General features: G+C 55.2%; 15 protein-coding genes and 1 pseudogene. 7 read left to right on the forward strand and 9 right to left on the reverse strand.

Going from position 1 to position 23888, the window contains the following annotated elements:
- Positions 1-159 precede the first annotated feature (159 nt).
- Entirely contained in the window at positions 160-516 is a 357-nt protein-coding gene (locus JBO43_RS13545; protein WP_103950195.1) for a KPN_00521 family repetitive protein, read from the reverse strand.
- Between the two features lie 364 nt (positions 517-880).
- Between JBO43_RS13545 and JBO43_RS13550 the strand changes: the two genes are divergently transcribed.
- From JBO43_RS13550 to JBO43_RS13560, 3 genes are read left to right on the forward strand one after another with little or no spacing between them, the layout of a single operon-like run.
- The gene (locus tag JBO43_RS13550; RefSeq protein ID WP_202674516.1) at positions 881-4096 is read left to right on the forward strand and encodes a molybdopterin cofactor-binding domain-containing protein; all 3216 of its coding nucleotides are present in this window, start codon (positions 881-883) and stop codon (positions 4094-4096) included.
- 12 nt (positions 4097-4108) lie between these two features.
- Positions 4109-4567, forward strand: a complete 459-nt coding sequence (locus tag JBO43_RS13555) for a (2Fe-2S)-binding protein (RefSeq protein WP_103946503.1) — start codon at positions 4109-4111, stop codon at positions 4565-4567.
- Positions 4568-4615: 48 nt separating this feature from the next.
- Positions 4616-5224, forward strand: coding sequence for a nucleotidyltransferase family protein (locus tag JBO43_RS13560; protein ID WP_202674517.1), 609 nt, complete (start codon positions 4616-4618; stop codon positions 5222-5224).
- A 169-nt stretch (positions 5225-5393) separates the two neighbouring features.
- Here JBO43_RS13560 and JBO43_RS13565 read toward each other — a convergent pair whose 3' ends face one another.
- Positions 5394-6869, reverse strand: coding sequence for a nucleobase:cation symporter-2 family protein (locus JBO43_RS13565; RefSeq protein ID WP_202674518.1), 1476 nt, complete (start codon positions 6867-6869; stop codon positions 5394-5396).
- A gap of 470 nt (positions 6870-7339) precedes the next feature.
- Here JBO43_RS13565 and ygfT point away from each other — a divergent pair, with 470 nt between their 5' ends.
- Together ygfT and JBO43_RS13575 are read left to right on the forward strand one after the other, a co-directional pair.
- Positions 7340-9280 carry a formate-dependent uric acid utilization protein YgfT gene (gene ygfT / locus JBO43_RS13570; RefSeq protein WP_202674519.1) on the forward strand — a complete coding sequence of 647 codons (1941 nt, stop codon included), beginning with the start codon at positions 7340-7342 and terminating at the stop codon, positions 9278-9280.
- Positions 9277-9744: a 4Fe-4S dicluster domain-containing protein gene (locus JBO43_RS13575; protein WP_202674520.1), complete on the forward strand. Its 468-nt coding sequence runs from the start codon at positions 9277-9279 to the stop codon at positions 9742-9744. The genes ygfT and JBO43_RS13575 overlap by 4 nt, the downstream gene beginning before the upstream one ends.
- A 51-nt stretch (positions 9745-9795) precedes the next feature.
- Here the strand turns inward: JBO43_RS13575 and ssnA are convergent, their stop codons facing one another.
- Both ssnA and ygfK read right to left on the reverse strand, forming a co-directional pair.
- Positions 9796-11130, reverse strand: a complete 1335-nt coding sequence (gene ssnA / locus JBO43_RS13580) for a putative aminohydrolase SsnA (protein WP_202674521.1) — start codon at positions 11128-11130, stop codon at positions 9796-9798.
- Complete coding sequence (gene ygfK, locus JBO43_RS13585; protein ID WP_202674522.1) at positions 11127-14231, reverse strand: putative selenate reductase subunit YgfK; 3105 nt, start codon at positions 14229-14231, stop codon at positions 11127-11129. The genes ssnA and ygfK overlap by 4 nt, the downstream gene beginning before the upstream one ends.
- Positions 14232-14636: 405 nt before the next feature.
- On the opposite strand from ygfK, the pseudogene JBO43_RS13590 reads away from it, so the two are divergent.
- A pseudogene (locus tag JBO43_RS13590) lies at positions 14637-15416 on the forward strand (XdhC family protein); the annotation flags it as partial.
- Positions 15417-15433: 17 nt separating this feature from the next.
- On the opposite strand, the gene arcC reads toward JBO43_RS13590, so the two are convergent.
- Genes arcC through ygeW form a run of 5 tightly spaced genes read right to left on the reverse strand, consistent with a single transcriptional unit; the run spans position 15434 to position 21549 of the window.
- On the reverse strand, positions 15434-16366 hold the full coding sequence (arcC, locus tag JBO43_RS13595; protein ID WP_202674524.1) for a carbamate kinase: 933 nt from the start codon (positions 16364-16366) through the stop codon (positions 15434-15436).
- Positions 16366-17784 carry a dihydropyrimidinase gene (hydA, locus tag JBO43_RS13600; protein WP_202674525.1) on the reverse strand — a complete coding sequence of 473 codons (1419 nt, stop codon included), beginning with the start codon at positions 17782-17784 and terminating at the stop codon, positions 16366-16368. Before hydA ends, arcC begins: the two co-directional genes overlap by 1 nt.
- Before the next feature lie 53 nt (positions 17785-17837).
- Complete coding sequence (locus tag JBO43_RS13605; RefSeq protein WP_202674526.1) at positions 17838-19049, reverse strand: YgeY family selenium metabolism-linked hydrolase; 1212 nt, start codon at positions 19047-19049, stop codon at positions 17838-17840.
- Positions 19050-19103: 54 nt separating this feature from the next.
- Positions 19104-20303 carry a diaminopropionate ammonia-lyase gene (dpaL, locus tag JBO43_RS13610; RefSeq protein WP_202674527.1) on the reverse strand — a complete coding sequence of 400 codons (1200 nt, stop codon included), beginning with the start codon at positions 20301-20303 and terminating at the stop codon, positions 19104-19106.
- A 58-nt stretch (positions 20304-20361) separates the two neighbouring features.
- Positions 20362-21549 carry a knotted carbamoyltransferase YgeW gene (gene ygeW / locus JBO43_RS13615; protein ID WP_202674528.1) on the reverse strand — a complete coding sequence of 396 codons (1188 nt, stop codon included), beginning with the start codon at positions 21547-21549 and terminating at the stop codon, positions 20362-20364.
- A 420-nt stretch (positions 21550-21969) separates the two neighbouring features.
- On the opposite strand from ygeW, the gene JBO43_RS13620 reads away from it, so the two are divergent.
- On the forward strand, positions 21970-23739 hold the full coding sequence (locus JBO43_RS13620) for a sigma-54 interaction domain-containing protein (RefSeq protein ID WP_202674529.1): 1770 nt from the start codon (positions 21970-21972) through the stop codon (positions 23737-23739).
- The last annotated feature ends 149 nt before the right edge of the window (positions 23740-23888 follow it).

Here is a 23888-nt window from a genome sequence, read left to right on the forward strand (position 1 = left end):
CAGCCGTTTTCCGCCGGATGGCGGCTGCGCCTTATCCGGCCTACGGTTCGAGTCGTTGTCGTTGTAGGCCCGGTAAGCGCAGCGCCACCGGGCAATTCAGGCCGCAGCGGCCTACAAATAAAAAAGGCCGCGATGGCGGCCTTTTCGGGGGGAGATAACTTACTCAGTGACTTTCTTTTCCAGCGACGCTGCGCCTTCTTTGGTCTTGTTCCAGCCTTTCTCCGTCCCTTCTTTGGTGGCATCCCAGCCCTTCTCGGTGCCTTCTTTGGTTTTATGCCAGGCTTTCTGGGAATCTTCACTCACCTTGCTGCCAAAGCTCTCGCTTTTGCCTTCCGCAGCGTGCTGAGATTTAAGCTTCAGCTCTTCACCTTTGTTCTGCTCTTCGTGCAGTTTTTGCTTCGCGTCATTGGCATTCGCTTTCGCGGCGGCAACAGTATCGTCGGTTGCGTGTGTGGTTGCGGCAAAAACAGGAGAAGCCAGCAGAAGTGCAGATAATGCGATGATTGTCTTTTTCATAATATCCTCAATTAACGTTATTCATGTTATGAGCGTGATTCAGCATGGCACGAGCGAAGCGGCATGGCTTTAGGAAAAAACTGTAATTGGATCAATGAGGAAAATTCAGGTGCTGTAATAAAGTCTTAAGCGTGAACCAACAAGACGTTATTAAACCGTCACCCTCGGTTTGAAATTATCACAGTGATACATGCGCTATCCTTTTGATAGGCTTTCAGCGTATCGCTTCATTCTCTGTCCCACCTTTGCTTTATTTTTCTGAACTGACGTCACAGAACGCCATGCAAATTCCCCTTGCCGCCAGAGATGGCACAGCCATTGCTTCTTTCCCCTATCTTTTTTCTGTTAGCGGAGATGAAACAACATGGAAACATTGCTGGTTGGCAATGAGGTGCCGCGGGTAGACGGGCTTGCGAAGGTGAATGGCAAGGCCGTGTACGGCGATGACATCAGAATGAAGAATATGCTGTATGGCGCGTGTCGATATGCCGATATTCCCGCCGGAAGAATTGATTCGATGGACCTGTCTGAAGCAGAAAATATCCCCGGTGTGATACGAATTGCGACCTGGAATGATATTCCTGGTCAGCGCAGTCTGGGGGTAATCATTCCTGACTATCCTCCGATCATCGATAACGAAATTGCCTATCGCGGCGATGTGATTGCCGTAGTGGCTGCGGAATCTTATGAAGCCGCCTGCCTGGCGGTCGATAAAATAAAGGTGAATTACACCCCCTGGGAACCCATTACCTCACCCGAAGAAGCGATGAAACCGGGGGCCCGCCTCATTCACAGCGAGCTGGACAGCAACATTATTAATCACCACCACACGGTGAAAGGCGATATTGATGCCGGGTTTGCCGCCTCTACGCGTATTTTTGAGCGTGAATATGAAGTCGGGTTCCAGGAACACGGCTACATCGAACCGGAATCGATAACGGCGTATCTGGATGATAATGAGCAGATCATGACCATTTCCGGCTCGATTCAGAATGCGCACCGCATTCGCGGGATCGTGGCCAAATATCTCGATCTTCCCCAGGCCAAAGTCAACGTTAAACGCTCGGTGTTGGGCGGTTCGTTTGGCGGTAAAGACGACATCATTGATAATCTCGCCTGCCGCGCGGCCCTTCTCGTCCACCTGACCGGGCGCCCGGTGAAGTTTACCTACAACCGCGAACAGTCGATGCGGGAAAGCTATAAACGCCATCCCTATAAAATGAAATACCGCATCGGGCTGGATGACAACGCTCACATTCAGGCGATGAAAATCGACATTATCGCTGACGGCGGAAGCTACTCCGGGCAGACGGTGTTTGTGACCTGGCGAAGCTCGGTCCAGGCGGCCGGTCCGTACAATATTCCCAACGTGCGCGTCGATGTGACGGGCGTCTATACCAACAATAACTACACCTCGGCCTATCGCGGCTACGGCGCGCCGCAGGTGATTTTTGCTAACGAATCCCTGATGGATGAAGTGGCGGAAATTATCGGAATGTCGCCCGTGGAATTTCGTCTGCGCAACGTCTTGCAGCAGGGCGACACCAGCATGGCGGGGCAGGTCTTCGATAAACATACGGTCTCTGCCGAAGAGGTCCTGCAAAAATCACTGATTAAGGCGGAGTTTGAAGCCAAGCGGGCGCACTACCGGGAGATTAATGCGCAAGGCGGCCCGATTCGCTATGGCATTGGGCTGGCCTTAAGCCATCGCGGTTGCTCGCTGGGGGCGGAAGGGCTGGATGCGTCGTCTGCGCTGATGCAAGTGAATGCCGACGGCAGCGTCAACATCTCCACATCCGTATCGGAAAACGGGCAGGGGCTGCAAACCACCATGTCGCTGCTGGCGGCGGAAGCCTTTGGTATTGGGCTCGATCGGGTGATGTTCAGCGAACCGGCGACGGCGATGATTGCCGATGGCGGCTCAACGGTGGCTTCTCGCGGCACGCTGATGGGCGGTCAGGCTATTCTGAGCGCGGTCACTAAAATCAAAAAACGTATGGCGGCAGCGATCAAAGAGACGCTGAAAGCCGGAAGCGATGACGATCTGGTCTGGCGCGAAGGGCGAGTGTTCCATCGCCATCATCCTGAACACAGCCTGAGTTTCCAGCAGGTGGTTGATATGACCAAAGCGACCGGCGCGAACCTGTCATCCTACGGCTGGCACGTAGCACCGGATATCCACTGGGATGAGGAAAAAGGCAGCGGCAGCCCGTACTTCACCTGGGTGTATGGCTGTCAAATAGCCGACGTGGCGGTGGACACGCGCACCGGCAAAGTGACGGTGAATAACGTGGTGGCGACCCACGACGTCGGCAAAGTCATCAACCCAGTCGGGTTCGTCGGCCAGGTCTATGGCGGCGTTATGCAGGGGATGATCGGCTACGGCATGCTGGAAGATTTCAACACCGAGCACGGCGTGGTGAAGTCGGAAAACTTTGATACTTATTTGCTACCGACCATCAAGGACATGCCGCACATCGATGTCATCGCCGTTGAGAATTATGATAACGCCGGGCCGATGGGGGCGAAAGTGATTGGCGAGCCGGTGTTGGAGCTGGGTGCCGCGGCGTTAAACAATGCGGTGAGTTTTGCCATTGAACGCCATAACCGCACCCTGCCGCTCACGCTCGAGCAGGTCAGGCTCGGCTATAACCTGAAAAAGCCGGAACGTCAGAGCGAGCAGATGCTCGACTCGGAAGAGAAAAAGCAGATCCATCGTCTCAATTCGGTTTCGTTAAAAATCCCTCACTCGCTGGAAGAGGCGCTCACGATGCTCGCCGACGGTGGAGCCGTTCCGATTGCCGGAGGCACAGATGTGCTGGTTCAGGCGCGAATGAAATCCGAAGGCGTGCCGCTGGTGAATATCGCGGCGTTGCAGGCGTTAAAAGAGATTGCTGATGTCAACGGTGGCGTGTCGGTCGGGGCGGGCGTCTGCTTTAGCGACCTGGTGAAACATCCGCTGATTCAAGAACGTTATCCACTGCTGGTCACCGCCTGTCGCACGGTTGGCTCGTTGCAGCTTCGCAACCGCGCGACTATCGGCGGCAACATTGTTAACGCTGCACCGTGTGCCGACTCGCTGCCGCCGCTGATTATTTACGACGCAGAAGTTGAACTACGCAGTTTACGGGGTGTGCGCCGAATGCCGGTCAGCCAGTTTGTCACCGGCGGATATCGTACCGCTCTCGAACCCGATGAGCTGGTGACGCATATCCATCTTCCGGCTCCGCTCAAACAGCCGCTGACTACGCGTTACCTACAATTGGGGCGGCGAAACGCCCTAAACATCACCCGCCAGAGTTTAACCGGCCAGTTCCATGTGGATGCGGCGGGGACAATTCAGGTTTGTCGGCTGGTGGATGGGGCGCTGATGAGCAAGCCGCAGCGTTTGACGGTCGTCGAGCAGGCTCTGGTGGGTAAACCGTTGACGGCTGACACCATCGCGCATGCGGAGCAGGTGCTTCATACCCTGATTGAAGGTGCGATTGGCGGGCGCTGGTCTGCCCCGTACAAAATCCCGGTATTTATCGATATGTTCCGGCAGATGCTGCTGGAAGTGATGACAGAGCAGAGCAAATAAGGAGCCATGACCATGAATCATATTGAGCTAATTGTGAATGGCATTCGCGTTTGTCGTGATGTCGAAGACAACCAGCGTCTGATCGATTTTCTGCGTGACGACCTGCAACTGACGGGCACCAAAGAAGGGTGCTCTGTCGGGGAGTGCGGTGCCTGTACAATTGTTGTCGACGGTAAATCGGTGTGCTCATGCCTGCTGCTGGCCGCCCAGTGCGACGGGGCAGAGATTGAGACCGTTGAAGGGCTGTATCGCGATCCGGTAGGCAAGCGACTGCAAAATGCCTTTATCCGTCATGGCGGCGTGCAGTGCGGTTTTTGCACACCGGGCGTGCTGATGAGTACCAAAGCGCTGCTGGATGTGAACCCCACTCCCGACGATGACCAATTAAAAGAAGCGCTGGAGGGCAACCTTTGTCGCTGCACTGGCTATCAGCCGATCATCACTTCCATTAAAGCGGTCCTGAAAGCGTAATTGAGAACCGACACCGCTGCCAAGGCGGTGTTTTCGGAGGAGAAGAGGGTGAGTACCAGGCAAACAAAAGAGTGCGTTATGCTGGCGGCGGGCCTCTCCAGCCGGATGGGAAAGTGGAAACTGATGATGCCCTGGGACGACGGGACGATCCTCGATAGCGCGCTTGCCAGCGCGTTATCTTTTTGCGATCGCGTGGTGCTGGTGGCAGGACATCGCGGCAATGAGCTGGCGCTGTACTACCAGGATCATCCGCGCATCGACGTTATCCAGAACCCTCACTACGAGGCGGGGATGTTTTCGTCGGTTCAGTGCGGGGTCGCCGCGCTGACCTCTTCGCGCTTTTTCCTCGCGTTAGGGGATATGCCGGAAGTCACCCCCGCCGTTTATCGTACCCTGTGGTTTGGTGGTAATCAGGATGTCTGTTTGATTCCTGGACACGATCGGGGCAAAGGACATCCTATTTTGTTGCCTCAGCGAGCCAAGGTGTTGATCGCGCACGCGCCGGAAAGCACCACGCTTAAGGACGTAATCAATCAGATCGAAACACATGTGGTGAGTGTGAGAGAGCAGGGCATTCACTGGGATGTCGATACGCCAGCGCAGTATTCGCAGGTCGCGCAATGGAGTGGTCGAGTCTGCACGATGACTTCAAAGTAATCATTTTTTCTGCATCGCCCCGGTAGTGCATCTATCGGGGCGATTTTTTTGACTCGTTAAAACAGTAACCCGAAGCCGAAGCGGCTGCTCAGCCCCAGGGCGATGGCCTGCTGAACGGCAGGAACCGCCAGCAGCGCCAAAACAATCGCCGAGAAAATGAGACGAATGATCATCCTTTCTCTTCCTGTTGCAGGAGCTGCTGCTCTTTTTGTACTTTACGTAGCAACAGCCACATCCGTACGGTTCTCACCGCCATATTACGCGCCGCTGAGCTTGGCGGGAGCGGGTCTGGCACAAGTGCATCGTGGGAGACGCGGAAAGGCACGCTTCCGTTCAGCGTCAGGTTGGCGACAATCGCCGTCAGCGTCCCGATGGTGATCCCGCTGTGCAGAAACAGCTGAACCATCGGCGGGAACTGACTGAACAGATTGGGCACCAGCACCGGCATCATGCCGAGGCCCAGGGTTAACGCCACCACCATCCCGTTGTTATTATTGCGATAGTTCACCTGCCCCAGCGTGCGAATGCCGGACACGGCCACCATCCCGAACATCACAATACCCGCGCCGCCGAGCACCGGTTTCGGGATCAGCACCACCAGCGCCGCCATTTTGGAGAAAATGCCCATCAGCACCAGAATCATTCCTGAGACAGAGACTACATAGCGGCTACGAACGCCCGTCAGGCCGATAAGTCCGACGTTTTGTGCAAAGGCGGCGTAGGGAAACAGATTAAAGAAGCCGCAGAAAGTGGTTGCCAACCCGCAGGTATTCAGGCCATTACGCAGCATCAATGCATCCACTTTTTTGCCCACGATATCACCCGTGGCCATCATCGATGACATGGTTTCCACCATCACTACGACCATCACCATCGACAGCAGCGCGACGGGGATAATGTGAAATTCGGGTTTTGCGAAGGGCATTATCGTTGGCAGGTGGAGCCACGGGGTGGTGTTGACGAGGCTGAAATTGAGTGGTTTAAAGAAACTCCATAGCACTGTGCCAATCACCAGCCCGATCAGCACAGAGGTGTTTTTAATCACGCCCGACGCGAAGGTATAAATATTGAGGATAATCACCAGGGTGATGGCCCCCATCAGCAGGCAGAACAGATCGCCGAACCCGGCCATTTCGCTTGAGCCACCGCCAATCCAGCCTCCTGCCACGGGCATAATCGACAGCCCGATCAGCGTCACGATCCCGCCCATCACCACTTTTGGAAAGAAACGGATCAGTCGGCTAATCCAGGGCGCGCAACAAAGTATGAAAATCCCGGAGACAATCACTGCCCCGGAAATACCCCCCATACCGTACTGCTTGCCGATCAGTACCATCGGGATCAGCGCCGCAAAGGTACATCCCTGAATCAGCGGTAGTTTACAGCCCAGCCACTGGGTCGCGCCCATCGACTGGATAATAGTGGCGATGCCGCAGACGAACAGATCGGCGCTGATCAATAAAATAATATGCTCGGGCGGTAGCCCCACCGCGCTGCCCACCACCAGCGGAACCGCCACCGCGCCGGCGTACATCACCAGCACATGCTGCAGACCATAGAGGAACATTTGGGTGATAGGCAGAATTTCGTCAACCGGAGCGGTTGACCCTGTGGCTCGTGGAGCCGGAATGGCCATGTCTTTCATAAAAAGGTTGTCTCCTGTACGACTCCAGCACGCCGATTAGGTTGAAGGCTGAAGTTACGATTCGAAGGCCTTAGCCTCCCTGCACTGATGGGATCATCAGCATGTTGCGCACACGGAGAGTGTTATGCGTAAGCTGTGCCAGAAATGAATACGCCAACGTGTGATGAATATATTCTGTGAATTAAATCACGCGTTACCTGAAATAATGAAATACCCTGAAATAAGTTTGCGAGGCGAATTCCAAACCTTTTCCCCTGCGATATCACATTGAGATAAATTATCTCTCATAATGGTATTTTAATCAGTGGTTGTGTCCGTATTTTCAAAAGGTTAGGGCTGCCTGTAATGATGTTCTGGGGCGGCTTTTTGATATGGCTCGCAAAATAACGTTTCATATAATCCCGTAATCAAACATCGCCTGATAATTGCATAGCTTCCCTGAGTTACTTCAGAATAATAAAGGGAAGAAAATGAATAAATTTATTGTCGCGGATGCGGCGAATTGTATTGGCTGCCATGCCTGCGAAGTCGCCTGCGTTCTCTCTCATCACCAGGATTCCTGGCCGCAGCAGCGGAGTGATTTCCTTCCACGCATTCACGTCATTTTTAAGCGCGATGCCAGCAGTGCGACCACCTGCCATCACTGCAATGACGCCCCCTGCGTCGCCGTTTGCCCCACTCAGGCTTTGTTATTTGCCAATGACAGCGTGCAGTTCCGACAGGAGGCGTGCATCGGCTGTAAAAACTGCGTGATTGCCTGCCCGTTTGGTGCCATTGAGATGGTGGCAAATGACGATGCGTCGCCGTTGCTGGCGCAAAAATGCGATCTGTGCAGCGAGAGTGCCTCCGGGCAGCAGGCCTGCGTGGCGAACTGTCCGACACAGGCACTGAGCCTGGTGGATGAAAAGGCGCTCAACCAATTGCGCCGCGAGCGGCAAATTCGCTCGGCGCTGGGGCAACAGCAGAAGCCACCTCACGGCATCCGACGCCAGGATATGTTGAATAAACCGCCGCGTATCGGGGCGAAAAAAGTCGACGCCGAACAGCGTAAACAGCATTTCGACGAGATTTATCGCCCGCTCGCAGAATGCGATGCCGGATATGAAAGCGAGCGGTGCCTGAGCTGCGCGCAAAAAGCCTGGTGTAACTGGACCTGCCCGCTGCATAACGCCATTCCAGATTTCATCCGTCTGGTGAATGAGGGCAAGATTATCGAGGCCGCTGAGCTTTGCCATCAGAGCAGTTCGCTACCGGAAATTTGTGGCCGGGTGTGCCCGCAGGACAGGCTCTGCGAAGGGGCCTGCACCCTGAAAAACGAAGGCGGATCGGTGGCAATCGGCAATCTTGAACGCTATATCACCGACACTGCCCTGGCGATGGGCTGGCGGCCAAAAATTGGCGAGGTCGCGCCCCGCAAAGAACGGGTAGCGGTGATCGGTGCCGGGCCTGCGGGGCTTGGCTGTGCCGATATTCTGGCGCGCGCGGGCGTGCAGGTGGATGTGTTTGATCGCCACCCGGAAATTGGCGGGCTGCTGACCTTTGGCATACCGCCCTTCAAACTCGATAAAAATATTCTTGCGGTGCGGCGCGAAATTTTCAGTGAAATGGGGATTCGTTTTCACCTTAATCAGGAGGTGGGCCGCGATATCGCCTTCAATGAGCTGGTGGACAACTATGACGCGGTGTTCCTCGGTGTTGGCACCTACGGTCTGATGGCGGCCGGGCTGGAGGGTGAAACGTTGCCGGGCGTTATTCAGGCGCTGCCTTTCCTGATAGCCAATACCCGCGAAGTGATGGGACTCGAAGAAATAGCTGAGTATCCACTGACCGAAATCAAGGGCAAACGCGTGGTGGTGCTCGGTGGCGGTGATACGGCGATGGACTGCCTGCGCACCGCCATCCGTCGGGGGGCCGCCAGCGTCACCTGCGCCTATCGCCGGGATGAGCAAAGTATGCCCGGCTCGAAGAAAGAAGTGGGTAACGCGCGTGAAGAGGGCGTGGATTTTCAGTTCAATGTGCAGCCGCGCTTCATTCAGTCCAACCGCAAAGGCCAGGTGAGCGCGATTGGGCTTATCCGCACGGCGATGGGAGAGCCTGGCCCGGATGGTCGCCGCCGTCCACAGCCGGTGGCCGGATCGGAATTTGAACTGCCTGCCGATGTGCTGATCATGGCCTTTGGTTTCCAGGCGCACGATATGCCGTGGCTGCGCGGGAACGGGATCGAGCTTGATCGCTGGGGGCAAATTTGTACCGGCGGAAAAGATCGCGCCACCACGCAAACCGGCAACGACAAGGTTTTTGCGGGCGGAGACGCCGTTCACGGCGCGGATCTGGTGGTCACGGCGATGGTGGCCGGACGTCAGGCGGCGCAGGAGATGCTCACGCTCTTTGAGCGTAAGGAGGAGGCATGACCCGTTTTATTTTCGTCAGCCCGGAAGCCTGTATTGGCTGTCGGACCTGTGAATTGGCCTGCGCGCTGGAAAACGGCGCGCCGGACGGCAAACTTCAGCCGCGACTTACCGTGCTGCGCCTGGATACCCTGAGCGTTCCGGTGATGTGCCATCAGTGCGAGAACGCGCCCTGCGTGGCGGTTTGCCCGAGCGGTGCGTTGTCGATGGGAAAAGAGCGGGTCGAAGCCGATGCCGGAAAGTGTATCGGCTGCCAGCGCTGCGCGGTGGTCTGTCCGTTTGGTGCGATTACCATTGAGATTAAGGCAGGGGAATTACCGGCGATGGTGAAATGCAGTCTGTGTGCTGGCAGGGAGCGCGGCCCGGCCTGTGTCGAAGCCTGCCCGACGGCAGCACTGAGTCTGATGACCGAATCACAGCTGGTGGCGCTGCGACAAAAGCGCCAGGCCGATACCGTCAGTTGGTGAGTGCTGTCGCGAAAAAATCCCCCCGATGCGGCTCGCCGGGGGATTTTTTTATCAGGACAGGTTATCCATCCGCGCCCAGAGTTTCTTCGCCACCCTTTGTGCTTCGGTGAAGATCGGTTCGCAGTCGAAGGTAAACTGCCGGTTTTCATAGATCGTCACACCGTTGACCATCACGCCGTACACGCTATTAGCGCCCATGCCGAAGGCGATATGCCCGGCAATGTTTTCCGCAATAAGCGGCGTTGGTGGCTGATAGTCACAAATTGTCAGATCCGCTTTGTAGCCGGCTTCCAGGCGACCAAAGCGAGCGTTGAAGTTGCGGTTCAGAAGCTCGTTGCCGTTACTTAATGCGCGGGCGAAGCTGTCCGGCCACAGCGGTCCGCCCGCGTCGCGGTGTTTGAAGAAGGCAAACTTCATCTCTTCAAACATATCGGAACCAATACCGTCGGTGCCCAGCGCCAGATTGCGTATTTCGAGTAAATGTTGGTTATACCCGACGTGGTTGTTCATATTGGAGCGGGCGTTGTGTACCAGAAAACCGTCGCTGGCATTCAGCAGCGCGATATCCGCCTCTGAAAGATACAACCCGTGGGCGACTAACGTTTTACTGTCGAGCAGGTCAAATTCGGCGAGGCGTACCAGCAGATCTTTCCCATAACGGTGATGGCTGTGCGAAACGTCATACCCGTCTTCGGCGGCATGAATATGCAGGCCGCGCCCGGTGATTTTGAGCGCTTCTCTCAGCATCCCCAGCCCTTCGTCGGGCACGGTAAAGGGCGCATGCGCCCCGATATGCGCCTCTACCAGATACGGCTGCTCGCCTTTTTTGCGGGCTGCGTCGATCTCCCCGGCAAAGCGAATATTCTCCTCGACACCGGCCCGTAGCTCTTTAGTGCCGCCGTTGCGATCGGTGGTTTCGAAGCAGGTCATGCCGCGCAGACCGACTTTCAGGAAGGCGTTGCGCAGCTGGCTAAGCGAACCACCGATATAAGCTGGGGAGGCGTGATGATCAATCACCGCAGTACAGCCGCTGCGGATCGCTTCCAGCGCGCAAATCAGCCCGCTGTAGTAAAGTGATTCTTCATCCAGCGCCCGGTCGAGACGCCACCACAGGTTTTTCAGCGTCGAGATAAAATCTGGGCAGGGCGGGATCGTCGCCTGAATGCCGCGCGACAGGCCTGAATAGAAGTGGTTATGCGCACAGACCATGCCTGGCATGACGATGCGCCCGTTCATCTCTTTGCTCTTCGCCTGTGGATAGCGCGCGGAGAGCGAAGGACCGACCTCCAGGATGACGTCGTTTTCAATGGCGATATCGACGTTTTCCCACACCTTCGCCGGATGTAGCTGCACGCCTGTCGCATTTTTCAGAATTAAGATACTCATATTTCAACGCCTCCCAGCAGATAGCTGTGGTGCTGATGGACATGGCTGATGATGCGACAGAGCGCATTCAGCTCCAAGGGAACCTCAGCGAACTGACCGTCGTTGCCGATCGAGAGCTGCCAGATTTGGTCGTTCTGCCGGACATGTAGGCTGTGGTTATCGACGAAGAATCCAGGATTGCTGCTGTGGAGGAAATCCTGCGCCAGACTAAAGACGGTCACTTTGTCTTTATACGGTTTTCCCTGCCACGGGCAGAACTGCGCGCAGTTCCCGCATTCGTTGCAATATGCATCGAGATGCAATGTCTGATAGCGGTTCTGGAAGCCAGGTACGGCGATAGAAACGTTGGCACGGTTAGGGCAGACGTCGACACACTTGCTGCAGATGTAGTTGCACTCCAGGCAGCGGCTGGCTTCCTGGGCGACGAACGCATCGCTGTCGTCTTTACTGATTTCAGCGATGACAATCGCCCCTTTGCGCTGATAAACCTGCGCCGGATCGACGTTGTTCCAGTGTTTATTGGCGTGAGAACTGGCGATGTTTTCCCGCGCCAAGATCACGTCCGTCGCCCGCCGGGCATTGCCGATGGCGGCGACGATGGAAGACGGCCCGCGCTGAACATCGCCAATCAGGAACACGCCCGGTTTGCGGGTTTCACCGTCGGCATTGACCTCTGGCCAGCCTCGTGCATCCAGCGGAATACCCATCGCGGTCAGCGCGTCGGTGTCCTGCTGTTCGCCGATGGCGGTGATCAGCGTATCGACCTGCATGGTACGCGTTTCTGCGGTTTCCACCGGACGGCGACGGCCTTTTTCATCGGGCTCGCCGAGGGTCATCACACGCACGACAAGCGTCCCGTCAGCGTTGAATTGTTCGGGATTGCTCAAGAACTGGAAAGCGACGCCGTCGTGCAGGGCCTCTTCAACCTCTTCCCGCCAGGCGGGCATTTCCTGCTGCGAGCGGCGATAGACGATGGTGGCTTTTTCCACGCCCGGCACGCGCAAAGCCGCACGAGCGCAGTCCATCGCCGTATTTCCCGCCCCGACAATAGCCACATGTTTGCCGAGATGAAGGGTATCGCCGCGATTCAATTCGCGCAGGAAATCGAGAGATTTACGCACGTTCGGGTTATCGCCGCGTAGCGTCACACCGCTGTTTTTATTGGTGCCGATGCCAACCAGTACATACTGGAAGCCTTCCTGCTGGAGCTTTTCAACGCTCAAATGCGGGTCACAGCCGTAAACAATTTTCACGCCGTGGTCGACCACAAAATCGATGTCATGCTGGATGAGTTCGCCGGGGATGCGGAACTGAGGAATGATGTTTTTGACCACGCCACCGGCGTTCTCTTCGCGTTCAAACAGCGTGACCGGATGACCGGCGCGAGCGAGGAAGTAGCCCGCCGCTAGCCCCGCCGGACCTGCGCCGATCACCGCGACCGGATGCAGAGAGCCGGAACCTGCCGGTTTATGCCAGCGGCGCTGATACTCATCCCAGCCTTTTTCGAGGGCTATTTTTTTCAGTTCGCGGATGTTGAGTGCGCTGTCGTAATCAAGGCGCGTACAGTTGTACTGGCACTGGTGATCGCAGATATGGCCGGTGATCGCAGGCAGGGCGTTGCGCTGATAAATAAGCTCTAGCGCGTCGGCATAACGCTGCTGTCCCAGCAGACTGATGTATTCCGGGATGTCCTGCTTGATGGCGCAGGCTGTAACGCAAGGGGCAACGTAACAATCGAACATTGGCAGCGGTTCGGCGACCTCAATGCGATCTTCCGGCTTCCAGCTTTTCTGGGTATAGGCCATAGTCGTCGCTTTTTCAGCCAGGGCGTTCAGGCGCGCGACGTCAATCAGCGGCATTTCCCAGCCGTCGGAGGATTCCAGCTCATGCAGACAGGCGGTCAGGCGCAGGTAGCCGCCGGGTTTGAGCAGATCCGTCGCCATAGTGATCGGGCGAATCCCGGTCTCGAAGATCTCGCGGATATTAACCTGGCTTGCCCCGCCGGAGTAGGAGATGGGCAGCTTGCCGTCGAATTCCCGCGACAGCAGTGCCGCAACGTTGATCGACAGCGGGAACAGCGCGCGCCCGGACATGTACATTTCGCCGCCCGGCAGCGCGCCTTTGTTGTTGAGGGTACCGAGGGTGTTGGTGAGTTTTACCCCGAAGCCCAGCGAGCGCGTTTTGGCGATCGCCATCAGCCGTTTTAACATCTCCAGCGCACGACCAATTTTGAGATCGTGCTCGAAGGATTCTTCGCTGAGTTTGATATACCCGAAGCCGCAAGAGTCGAGAATTTCCCTCACGCGCGGATAACCCAATAATGTCGGATTGAGTTTCACGAAGGTATTAAGGTTTTTCTCCTCCAGCATATAGCGGCAGATGGCTTCGATTTCATCGGGCGGGCAGCCATGCATGGTGGATAAGGTGATGCTCTGCACCAGCGTCCCTGGGATGCGCTGGGCCAGCGTCGCAAGGTGATATCGCTTCGCTGCCGGATTGACGCGGTTAATAAAGGACTCATCCTGCAACCAGCGGTTAAGCGTGTCGCGATATTCAGCAAATTTAGGTTGTTCAGAGGCATCGATCATATTATCGATAAACTGCTGCATCGGCGGCTGCTTAATTCCCTCGAGGTTATAGCCGACGCTCATATTGAAAATAAAAGATTTGCCGTTTTCGACGGGCGTGAGAGGGAAGAGTTCTTCCAGCAGATGCAGAATAAACCACGCCTTAAGATATTCATCCCAGGCTTTCAGGAGGGTAAATTCCGTAGACCATTCGGTGTTAAAACATTCGTCTTCCGCATCAATGCAGGGTTTTTCCAGCTCCAGGCGGTCAAGAATTTGCACGGTTTTCAGTTCGATAAACCGCCCACCGGTCAGCCAGGAGGTAATGATATTCTGCGCCAGCTGGGTATGTGGCCCGGCGGCAGGGCCCACGGGGGTGGTACAGCTTTCGCCAAACACGCTGAGGCTGTGCGGTACTGTCTGCTTGTAAAACTGCTGCTCAGGAATACCAAAAATGGAATGCTGGCTCTGGTATTCGTCAAAAATGCGCGTCAAGAGTTCCTCAAATGGAACGGGACGCATAATATCCCCCATAACCTTCTCCTTAATTTGTCAGAAAGACATTGCTCGTTTTGTGATAATTCCAGTGAATGAGGAGAAGGAGAGCAATATTCACACCACGTATTCCCTGGCGACCAGAGATTGAATGAATTTGTGAACCAGATCGAAAGTCGGTGACGATACGGTAAATAATATTCCGATGCTTGATGCGAATTAAAATCACTCTTTTTTAAAGCGTGGTTTTATTTCTCAAAAACAGAAGCAAGCTATCAGAATGATAATATTTCAGCGAAAGAGGGCAGCACGTCAGGGCGAAAAAAGTACCGATAAGGGAAATAAGCTGACGACGCTCACGCTTTAACACGACAGAGATGAAATCAGCACAAACCTTGCATGGCAAACGGGATTGGGAACAAAGGAATAATCATCGAGGTTGCTATGAATATTTTCGCAGAAGCCGCACGGCTTGAAGAGCAAAACCGCGCGTTTGCGCTGGCGCAAATTGTCGATAGCCGCGGTTCTACTCCCAGACATTCTGCCCAGATGCTGATCCGCGATGATGGCTCTATTGTGGGGACCATTGGCGGGGGAATGGTGGAGCGGAAGGTGATTGCCGAAGCGCTGGAAGCGATGCAGGAAAAGGCTTCGCGAATGTTCCACGGGCGCATGGCGCGCAACGGCAACGATGCGGTCGGGTCAGACTGCGGCGGAGCGATGTCGGTTTACATCAGCGTGCACGGTTTGCGCCCGCGGCTGGTATTGATCGGCGGCGGACACGTCAATCGGGCGATTGCGCATGGGGCGGTGTTGCTGGGTTTTGATATTGCGGTGGCGGATATCCACGAAGAGAGCCTGAACCCGACCTACTTTCCGCCATCGACTACCTTACTGCATGCGCCCACGTTCGGGGCAGCCGTCGAGCAACTGGCGATTTGCCCTGAAAACTTCGTGCTGATCGCCACCAATAACCAGGATCGTGAAGCGCTGGATAAGCTGATTGTGTTGCCGGTGGTCTGGCTTGGGCTACTTGCCAGTCGGCGTAAGGTGCAGGTTTTTGTCCGTCAGATGCGGGAAAACGGTGTGGCGGAAGCGGATATCGCCCGTCTGCGTGCCCCGGTGGGGTATGACATTGGGGCCGAAACGCCGAATGAAATTGCCATCAGCGTGCTGGCGGAGCTTTTGCAGGTAAAAAATCAGGCCCCTGGGGGCCTGATGATGGTGACGATTGCCGGCGATTAGCCTTCGATAATCGTTCCGGTTTTGCCTTCGATGCCCTCTTTGGCTTTGCTCAGCATAGTAATGAGCGCCTGACGACCGGGACGCGAACGGGCGAAAGAGGCCGCAGCTTCCACTTTTGGCAGCATTGAGCCTTTGGCAAAATGCCCTTCGGCAATGAAGCGCTCGGCATCGTGCAGAGACAATTTCTCCAGCCACTGTTCGTTCGATTTGCCAAAGTTGATGGCGACCTTTTCCACGGCGGTGAGGATGATCAGCATGTCGGCGTCGATCATCGCCGCCAGCCGGGCACTGGCCCAGTCTTTATCAATCACTGCGCTGACGCCGCGCAGATGGTGCCCCTCTCGGACCACCGGAATACCGCCGCCACCGGCGGTGATCACTACCTGACCGGCGTTCATCAGCGCTTTGACCGTTTCTTTTTCAATAATATCCAGTGGTTGCGGCGAGGCCACCACGCGACGATACCCGCGCCCGGCATCTTCTTTCAGGGTGTAGCCTTGCTTCGTCAGCGCGTCGGCTTCGTCTTTGCTGAAAAAGGACCCGATCGGTTTTGTCGGGTTGCGGAAAGCCTCGTCGTTGGCATCCACTTCCACCTGAGTAATCAACGTGGCGACAGGAATGGGCATGTTGCGGCTGAGCAGCTCTTCGCGCAGGGCGTTTTGCAGATCGTAGCCGATATAACCCTGGCTCAGGGCCACGCAGACGGACATCGGCAGCATCGGGGTGTGGGCTTCGGTTCTGGCGGCGGCTTCGAAAGCGAGGTTGATCATCCCCACCTGCGGGCCATTTCCGTGTGTGACGACCACCTGATGCCCCTGCGCGATCAGATCGACGATCGCTTGTGCCGTTTGCTTCACGGCCTGCATTTGCCCGGCAAGATTGTCGCCCAGGGCATTCCCGCCCAGAGCGAGAACGATTTTTTTACGCATTAATTCCTCTCATTAAGATGCAATCCCGTGGCGGGAGCGTGAGTCGCAGAAAAAGGCTGGCGGCGGATAAAGCGGCCCTGTCCGGCGCTGCCGGTAAAGTTGCCGTTGTCATAAATCACCCGGCCGCGAGAAAGGGTTTGGCGAATCGCCCCCTGACAGATAAAGCCCTCCCACGGCGAGTAGTCGGCGTTGTCGTGCAGCATGTCATGGCGGATGGTAGTGGTCCTTTTCGGATCAATAATCACCACGTCGGCATCCGATTCGGGGGCGAGCAGCCCTTTTTGCGGCCACATGCCAAACAGCTTTGCCGGGTTGGTACTGGTCAGTGCGACGAAGCGTTCTGGCGTGATGCGCCCGGTCATGACTCCGTTTGAGAACATCAGTAGCAGGCGGTTTTCAACGCCCGGAAGACCGTTCGGACAGCGGCTGAAATCACCGCCGGAGATCTGCTGGCGCTGGGCCATTGAGAAGGCGCAGTGATCGGTCGCCACCACGTCTATGGCACCATCAGCAATGCCGCTCCACAGGGCGTCGTTGTTGCTGGCGTTACGCAAAGGTGGGCTGAGAATAAACTGCAGCGCGTCATCGCGTTCGTAGTAAAGATCGTTAAGTAACAAGTATTGCGGACAGGTCTCGACCCATACCGGCTGGCGGCGGGCGCGGGCAAGGCGTAAATAGTCCAGCCCCAAGCCGTTGGAGAGATGCACGATATACAGCGGCGCGTTGCCCGCGAGCTGAGCCAGGTTGATCATTCGGGCGATAGCTTCAGCTTCACACTCGACCGGACGGCTCAGGGCGTGGTAGCGCGGGGCAGTTTTTCCGGCGGTGATAAACTCGGCGCGTTTTTGCTTGATGGCCGCGTCGTTTTCCGGGTGAACGGTGGCCAGGGCATGAGCGCGATGCAGGTGGTGCAGCGCCTGCAAAACCTCCTCATCGTTCAGTTTGTACTGATAGGTCAGATAGAGTTTAAAGCTGCTGATGCCCGCCTCCACCATCATCGGAATTTCATCGAGAATGGCGGCGTTAATGTGCTGAATCACGCCGTGAAAGCTGTAGTCGATCACCGCTTTGTAGGCTGCGTAACCCTGGTAGGCCTCAAGCTGGTGGCGCAGCCGACAGCCCGACGGACCAAAACCCATATGGTCGACAATCGTGGTGGTTCCGCCACAGGCGGCGGCGCGAGTACCGGTGAAGAAATCATCGCAGCTGCGTGCGAGACCGGTATCAATATTAAAGTGGGTATGAACATCGACCCCACCGGGCATGACGTAGCACCCCTCGGCATCAATGATCTTGCAGGACGGCTCGACCGCGATATGAGGGGCGAGCTGCTTGACCCGACCCCCTTCGATCAACAAATCCTGCTTTGCCTGCCCGTCGGCGTTGACGACAAGGCCATTTTTAATCAACAGGCGCATAGAAAACCCCAGACTCCCACCGTGGGTGCGGCGGGAGGTGATCCTGAAAGCGATTATTCGTTTGCCAGCCAGCTCAGTGGAATAGCGGCGTACATGGCGGCGCAGGTGACCAGATGTGATTTCCAGGTCTTCTCGTTCGGCGCGTGCGCTTCGGGCTCTTTACCAGGACCAAAGCCGATCACCGGAATACCGTGACGACCCATGATCGATACGCCGTTGGTGGAGAAGGTCCACTTATCAACGACTGGCGCTTTGCCAAACAGACCTTCATAGGCGTTGCTCAGGGCGCGGACGGTGAAGTGGTTCTCTTCCACTTTCCAGGTCGGGAAGTAGCACTCAGTGGGGTAGACCAGCCCGGTCCACGAAGGGCGATCGTAGTTGTACATGGAAACGACCGCACCGGCATTTTTGACCGCAGGCAGGGCGCGGATCTCGTCCAGTGCGCCTTCCCAGGTTTCACCCCAGGTCAGACGACGGTCGATGGAGACGGCGCAACTGTCTGCCACCGCGCAGCGGCTCGGTGAGGTGAAGAAGATTTCGGAGACGGTGAGAGTGCCTTTGCCGAGGAATTCATCGTTGCCCAGATTGTGTGAAAGCCCCTGCAGGTCGTTGAGGATTGGACCCATTTTGAAGATGGCGTTGTCGCCGCGTTCCGGCGCTGAGCCGTGGCAACTGACGCCCTGAACATCAACGCGAATTTCCATGCGTCCGCGCTGGCCGCGATAGATCTGGCAGTCGGTTGGCTCAGTGCTAACCACGAACTCAGGACGGATGCCGGACTGCTCGATAATGTATTGCCAGCACAGGCCGTCACAATCCTCTTCCTGCACGGTGCCGGTCACCAGCAGGGTGTACTCATCTTCCAGCCCCAAATCTTTAATAATTTTCCCGGCGTAAACCATCGAGGCCATGCCGCCTTCCTGATCTGACGCGCCGCGTCCACCGATCAATTCATCGGTTTCCATGCCTTTGTACGGGTCAAAGTTCCAGTTTTTGATGTTGCCGATGCCGACAGTATCGATATGGGCATCCATTGCCACCAGACGCGGGCCGTGGCCGATATAGCCAAGCACGTTGCCCATCGGGTCGATTTCCACCTTATCGAACCCGACTTTTTCCATCTCTTCTTTGATGCGGTGTACGACGTGCTTTTCATCACAGCTTTCGCTGGGGATAGCGATCATGTCGCGCAGAAAGCGCGTCATATCATCTTGATAATGTTTTGCTTTTTCGGTGATCAGTTTGAAAGGAATTTGCTTAGCCATTGAGTTGTTCTCCAGTCCTTGTTGTCCCGTGTTCCGGGATGAAATGAATATGCGTTATCGCGCTGCCGGATGTTTGCCTTCCCAGACCACTTCCCGGTAGTGCTTCGCATCTGTGTCACCTTCGGTGCTGATCGCCAGTACCACGGAGTGGCTGTCCAGCCCGAGTTTTTGTCTTAGCACGTCGCGGTCGGGGTGGCAGTGAATGGCGGTAAGTAGACCCACACCGACGGCGCCGGATTCACCGGAGATAATGGCGGGATCGTTGCCGAGGGGATTGCCCAGTACCCGCATCCCTAGCGCCGCGACGGCGTCCTGGCAGGAGACAAAATGGCTGGCACAGTTACGCAGGATCTCCCAGCCCAGCGGGTTGGGTTCACCGCAGGCGAGGCCCGCCATAATGGTGGCCATATCGCCACCGACGTTGACCATCTCACCTTTGACACCAGAGCGATAAATGCAGTCGGCCTGGTCCGGCTCAACAATCACCGAGGTCAATTCACGCGCGTCATAGACGTTGGTCAGATAGCCGAGCACGCCGCCAGCCATCGCGCCAACACCCGCCTGAAGGAAGACGTGCGTCGGGCGGGCAATGCCCATAGAGGCTATCTGTTCGGCCGCTTCGTCGGCGAGAGTGGCGTAGCCCTGCATGATCCAGGTTGGGATTTTTGTGTAGCCTTCCCAAGCGGTGTCCTGCACCACTTCCCAACCGTTTTTTTGCGCCATTTGTAGGGTAAAACGGACGGTATCGTCGTAGTTCATGTCGGTGACGATGCACTGAGCACCGAGGCGAAGAATGGCGTCAACGCGTTCCTGCGCGGAGCCTTTCGGCATGTAGATAACCGCTTTTTGCCCAAGCTGTTTAGCCGCCCAGGCCACACCTCGTCCGTGGTTGCCATCGGTGGTAGTGGCGAAGGTCATCTTCTCTTTGATGCTATTTTTCAGCGCATCAAAGGAAAGGGTTTTGATATCGAGATGATACTTTTCGCAGAGTAACTGGGCGATGGCATAGGAGCCGCCCAGCATTTTGAAGGCGTTGAGACCGAAGCGCTGCGATTCGTCTTTGACCAGAATTTTGTGCACGCCAAACAGGGCGGCCAGGTCATTCAGGGCATACAGGGGGGTCGGTCTGTAACCGGCTATTTTTTGATGGAACTGCCGGGCCTGCTGCGCCTGCTGGCGAGAGAACAGCGACGAGTGTTCCCCGGTAAAAAAATGGTTGTCGGCAATATCCATCTTCATTGAGAAAGTAGACATACGCGATCCTTCTCCCAGGTGTAAAAGATAAGGCTGGCGGGTCAGCCAGCCGGGAAATTTATTTGATGCGTTTCTGCCCTTCGCTGAGCAGCTCTGCCAGAAGCTGGCCTGGTTTGGCGTATTTGCGGCACAGGATCATCGAGGCAATGATGTAAGGTTTCCAGCTCGCTTCTTTATAGGTAGCAATACGGTATTTCTCGAACACCGCTTCGGCCACTTCACCTTCATCACAGGAGACGCCGGTGATATCGGCAGGCAGACAGTGCATATACAGGGCATCGCCCTGGTGGGTTTTTGCCATCATCTCTTCGGTGCAGTGCCAGTCTTTGTGTTTGGCATTTTGCGCCAGGCAGGCTTTCTCCAGCGCTTTCAGGCCGTCGTGATCGTTAGCACGTAGCAGTTCGGTGCGTTCTTCCATGACCTTGTAAGGTGCCCAGGATTTCGGGTAAACAATGTCTGCGTCTTTGAAGGCTTCGGCCATATCTGTGACCTGACGGAAGCTCCCCCCGGAGGCTTTGGCATTGCGTTCGGCAACCTCGAGCACTTCTGGGATCAGGTCGTAACCTTCAGGGTGCGCGAGGGTGACGTCCATACCAAAGCGGGTCATCAGACCGATAATTCCCTGCGGCACGGAAAGGGGTTTGCCGTAGCTTGGGGAATAGGCCCAGGTCATGGCGATTTTTTTGCCTTTCAGGTTTTCCAGCGAGCCGAAATGCTCACGCAGCCAGGCCAGATCGGCCATTGATTGGGTCGGGTGGTCGATATCGCACTGCAGGTTGATTAGCGCGGGACGCTGTGGCAGAACACCCTGCTGGTGTCCGTCGTCGAGCGCTTCGCCTACTTCACGCATATAGGCGTTACCCGCGCCGAGATACATGTCATCGCGGATCCCGATGGCGTCCGCGCAGAAAGAAATCATGTTGGCTGTTTCGCGAACCGTTTCCCCGTGGGCGATTTGCGATTTCCCTTCATCAAGGTCCTGCTGGGCAAGGCCTAACAGGTTTAACGCTGAAGCGTAGGAGAAGCGGGTGCGCGTTGAGTTATCGCGAAAAACGGAAATCCCCAGCCCGCTGTTAAACACTTTGGTGGCGATGTTTTCGGCGCGCAGCCCCTTGAGCGCAGCGGCAACGTCCAGTACCTGTTTCAGCTCATCTGGAGATTGCTCCCACGTCAGCAGAAAGTCCTTCTCGTGGAGGTGAGAATTAAGCTGATTGATATCCTTAATCAATTCGTTGACAGTTTTCATTTTTAATCCTGATTGTAAGTAACGAGCTTAATGATTGCTGTGCGGTCGGATGTGCGGGGGTACCGAAATAGCGACAGCCAGCGCTAATGCACATCAAGCAATTAGTGCGCCAGAACGTCACTGATGATGTGAAAACCGTTATTTGGCCGCGATTTTGAGAAGTGAATCACGAAATTACGTAGTTCATTGCCAATGTAAAGAGAACCAGGTAGGGCAGCTTTGCGAAATTGATAAAACACGCGCTGTAAATATCATATTGATATGAAAATGTGATAGTGGCTGCATATTTTTGGATAGGAAGCGGGAAAGAAAACTCTCTATGTCAATTCCAGCTAAAGAGAGCGTAGTATCATTGTGGATAAGACATGACATGGACCTGTTCTGATATGTCACCCAATGCGCAATATTAAAAGGTTGATTATGACATCCTCTAATGCACCCTCGATTCTCATGCAAATTCAGCCTACGATTCAACAGTTTGCAAGAATGCTCTCCAGTGTGCTGCAACTGGAGGTCGAGATTGTTGATAATACGCTGTGTCGCGTGGCCGGGACGGGCGTGTATGGGAAATTTCTCGGGCGAAAACTCAGTAAAAACTCTCGGTTATTATGTTACATAATAGAAACAAAAAAAGAGAAGGTGGTGACGCATTCGCGTTTCGATCCTCTTTGTACCGATTGTTCACATAAAGAAAATTGCAAAGAGAAGGCGTTTCTGGGAACACCGGTAATATATCAAGATCAATGCGTCGGAGTTATCAGTCTGGTTGCACTGACCTGCGAACAGCAGGAGCGAATTAATGACAATATTCAGGCGTTCTCTGATTACGTTCGTCATATCTCTTCAATATTTGTTGCTCGTCTTTTACAAGATCAGGGGGGCAGCGATAATATTCAGAAACTCTTCACCACTATGATTGAAAATATGGACCAGGGTGTTCTGGTGGTGGGGCGAGATCAGAAAGTCATATGTGCGAATCAGGTGGCATTAAAGATTATGGGTGCCACCCATAACAATATTATGGGCAAAAGCATTCATTTTAGCCCCCTGACTTTTGAAGGGAATTTCAGGCACGGCCACATGCAGCACGTTATCTCCATAGATGACAAGAAGGAGCTGATTATTGGCCAGCTGCACGCGGTACAGGATCAGTGGCTGTTTCTGATGGCGTTCCATCAGTCTCATTCTTCAACTGCTTTAAATCATGTTCAGGAGGGGCCGCAGATCGAGGCGATGGTGGGGGAGTGCCCGCCCATGAGGCAGTTAAAAACGCTCATGAGCCGCGTGGCGCCTAGCCCTTCCAGCGTGATGATCGCCGGTGAGAGTGGCACCGGTAAAGAGGTGGTCGCCCGTGCGATTCATAAGCTCAGCGACCGTCGGGACCAGCCGTTTATTGCTATCAACTGTGCCGCTATCCCTGAGCAGCTGCTGGAGAGCGAACTTTTTGGCTACGTGAAGGGCGCTTTTACCGGGGCACTGGCGAACGGTAAAACTGGACTAATTCAGGCGGCGAATCACGGAACGCTGTTCCTCGATGAAATTGGCGATATGCAGCTGTCACTGCAGGCCAAGCTGCTGCGCACCATTGAGTCTCGGGAGATTCAGCCAGTAGGGGCCAGCCACCCGTTGCCAGTGGATATCCGTATTATTTCGGCCACCAATCAGAACCTCGAACAGTTGATTAGTAAGGGTCAGTTTCGCGAAGACCTCTACTACCGTCTGAACGTAATTCCGCTTAATCTGCCGCCGCTTCGTGAGCGGCAGGAGGATATCGAACTACTGATCCACTATTTCCTGCATCTGCACACCCGTCGTCTAAACCTGGTATATCCCGGCGTCGCACCTGATGTTATCGCCTTCCTGAAAGACTACCAGTGGCCCGGCAATATCCGCGAACTTAGCAATTTGCTCGAGTATCTGGTGAACGTTGTACCCTCTGGCAGCGTTATTGATATCTCGCTGCTGCCGCCAAACGTGGTGAGTAGTCGGAAGGTTGCAGCAGCTCAACTGCCAGGGGCGACGGTGTCTTCCGAAGAAGAGAGCGTGACAGTGCTGGAGGAGATGGAGCGGCAGATGATACGAGGCGCGCTGAGTCGTAACAGTAATAAAAAACAGGCTGCGGATGAGCTAGGGATTGGGATTGCGACCCTGTATCGGAAGATAAAGAAGTATGAAATGGCGAATTTATAGGGGGAGTTCTCGTTCAGAAAATCGTGAAAAGTGCTTTAGCGATCGAAATAGAACGCTTGTGATAATGAATGGATTATTGGCAGTGATGTTATTTGAGGTGGTTGCTGTGGTTTGGAGGCATAAGGTTGCCGACGGCGTTGCTATGAGAT

It is taken from the genome of Lelliottia jeotgali (assembly GCF_016771845.1).
GTDB classification, from domain to species: domain Bacteria; phylum Pseudomonadota; class Gammaproteobacteria; order Enterobacterales; family Enterobacteriaceae; genus Enterobacter; species Enterobacter jeotgali.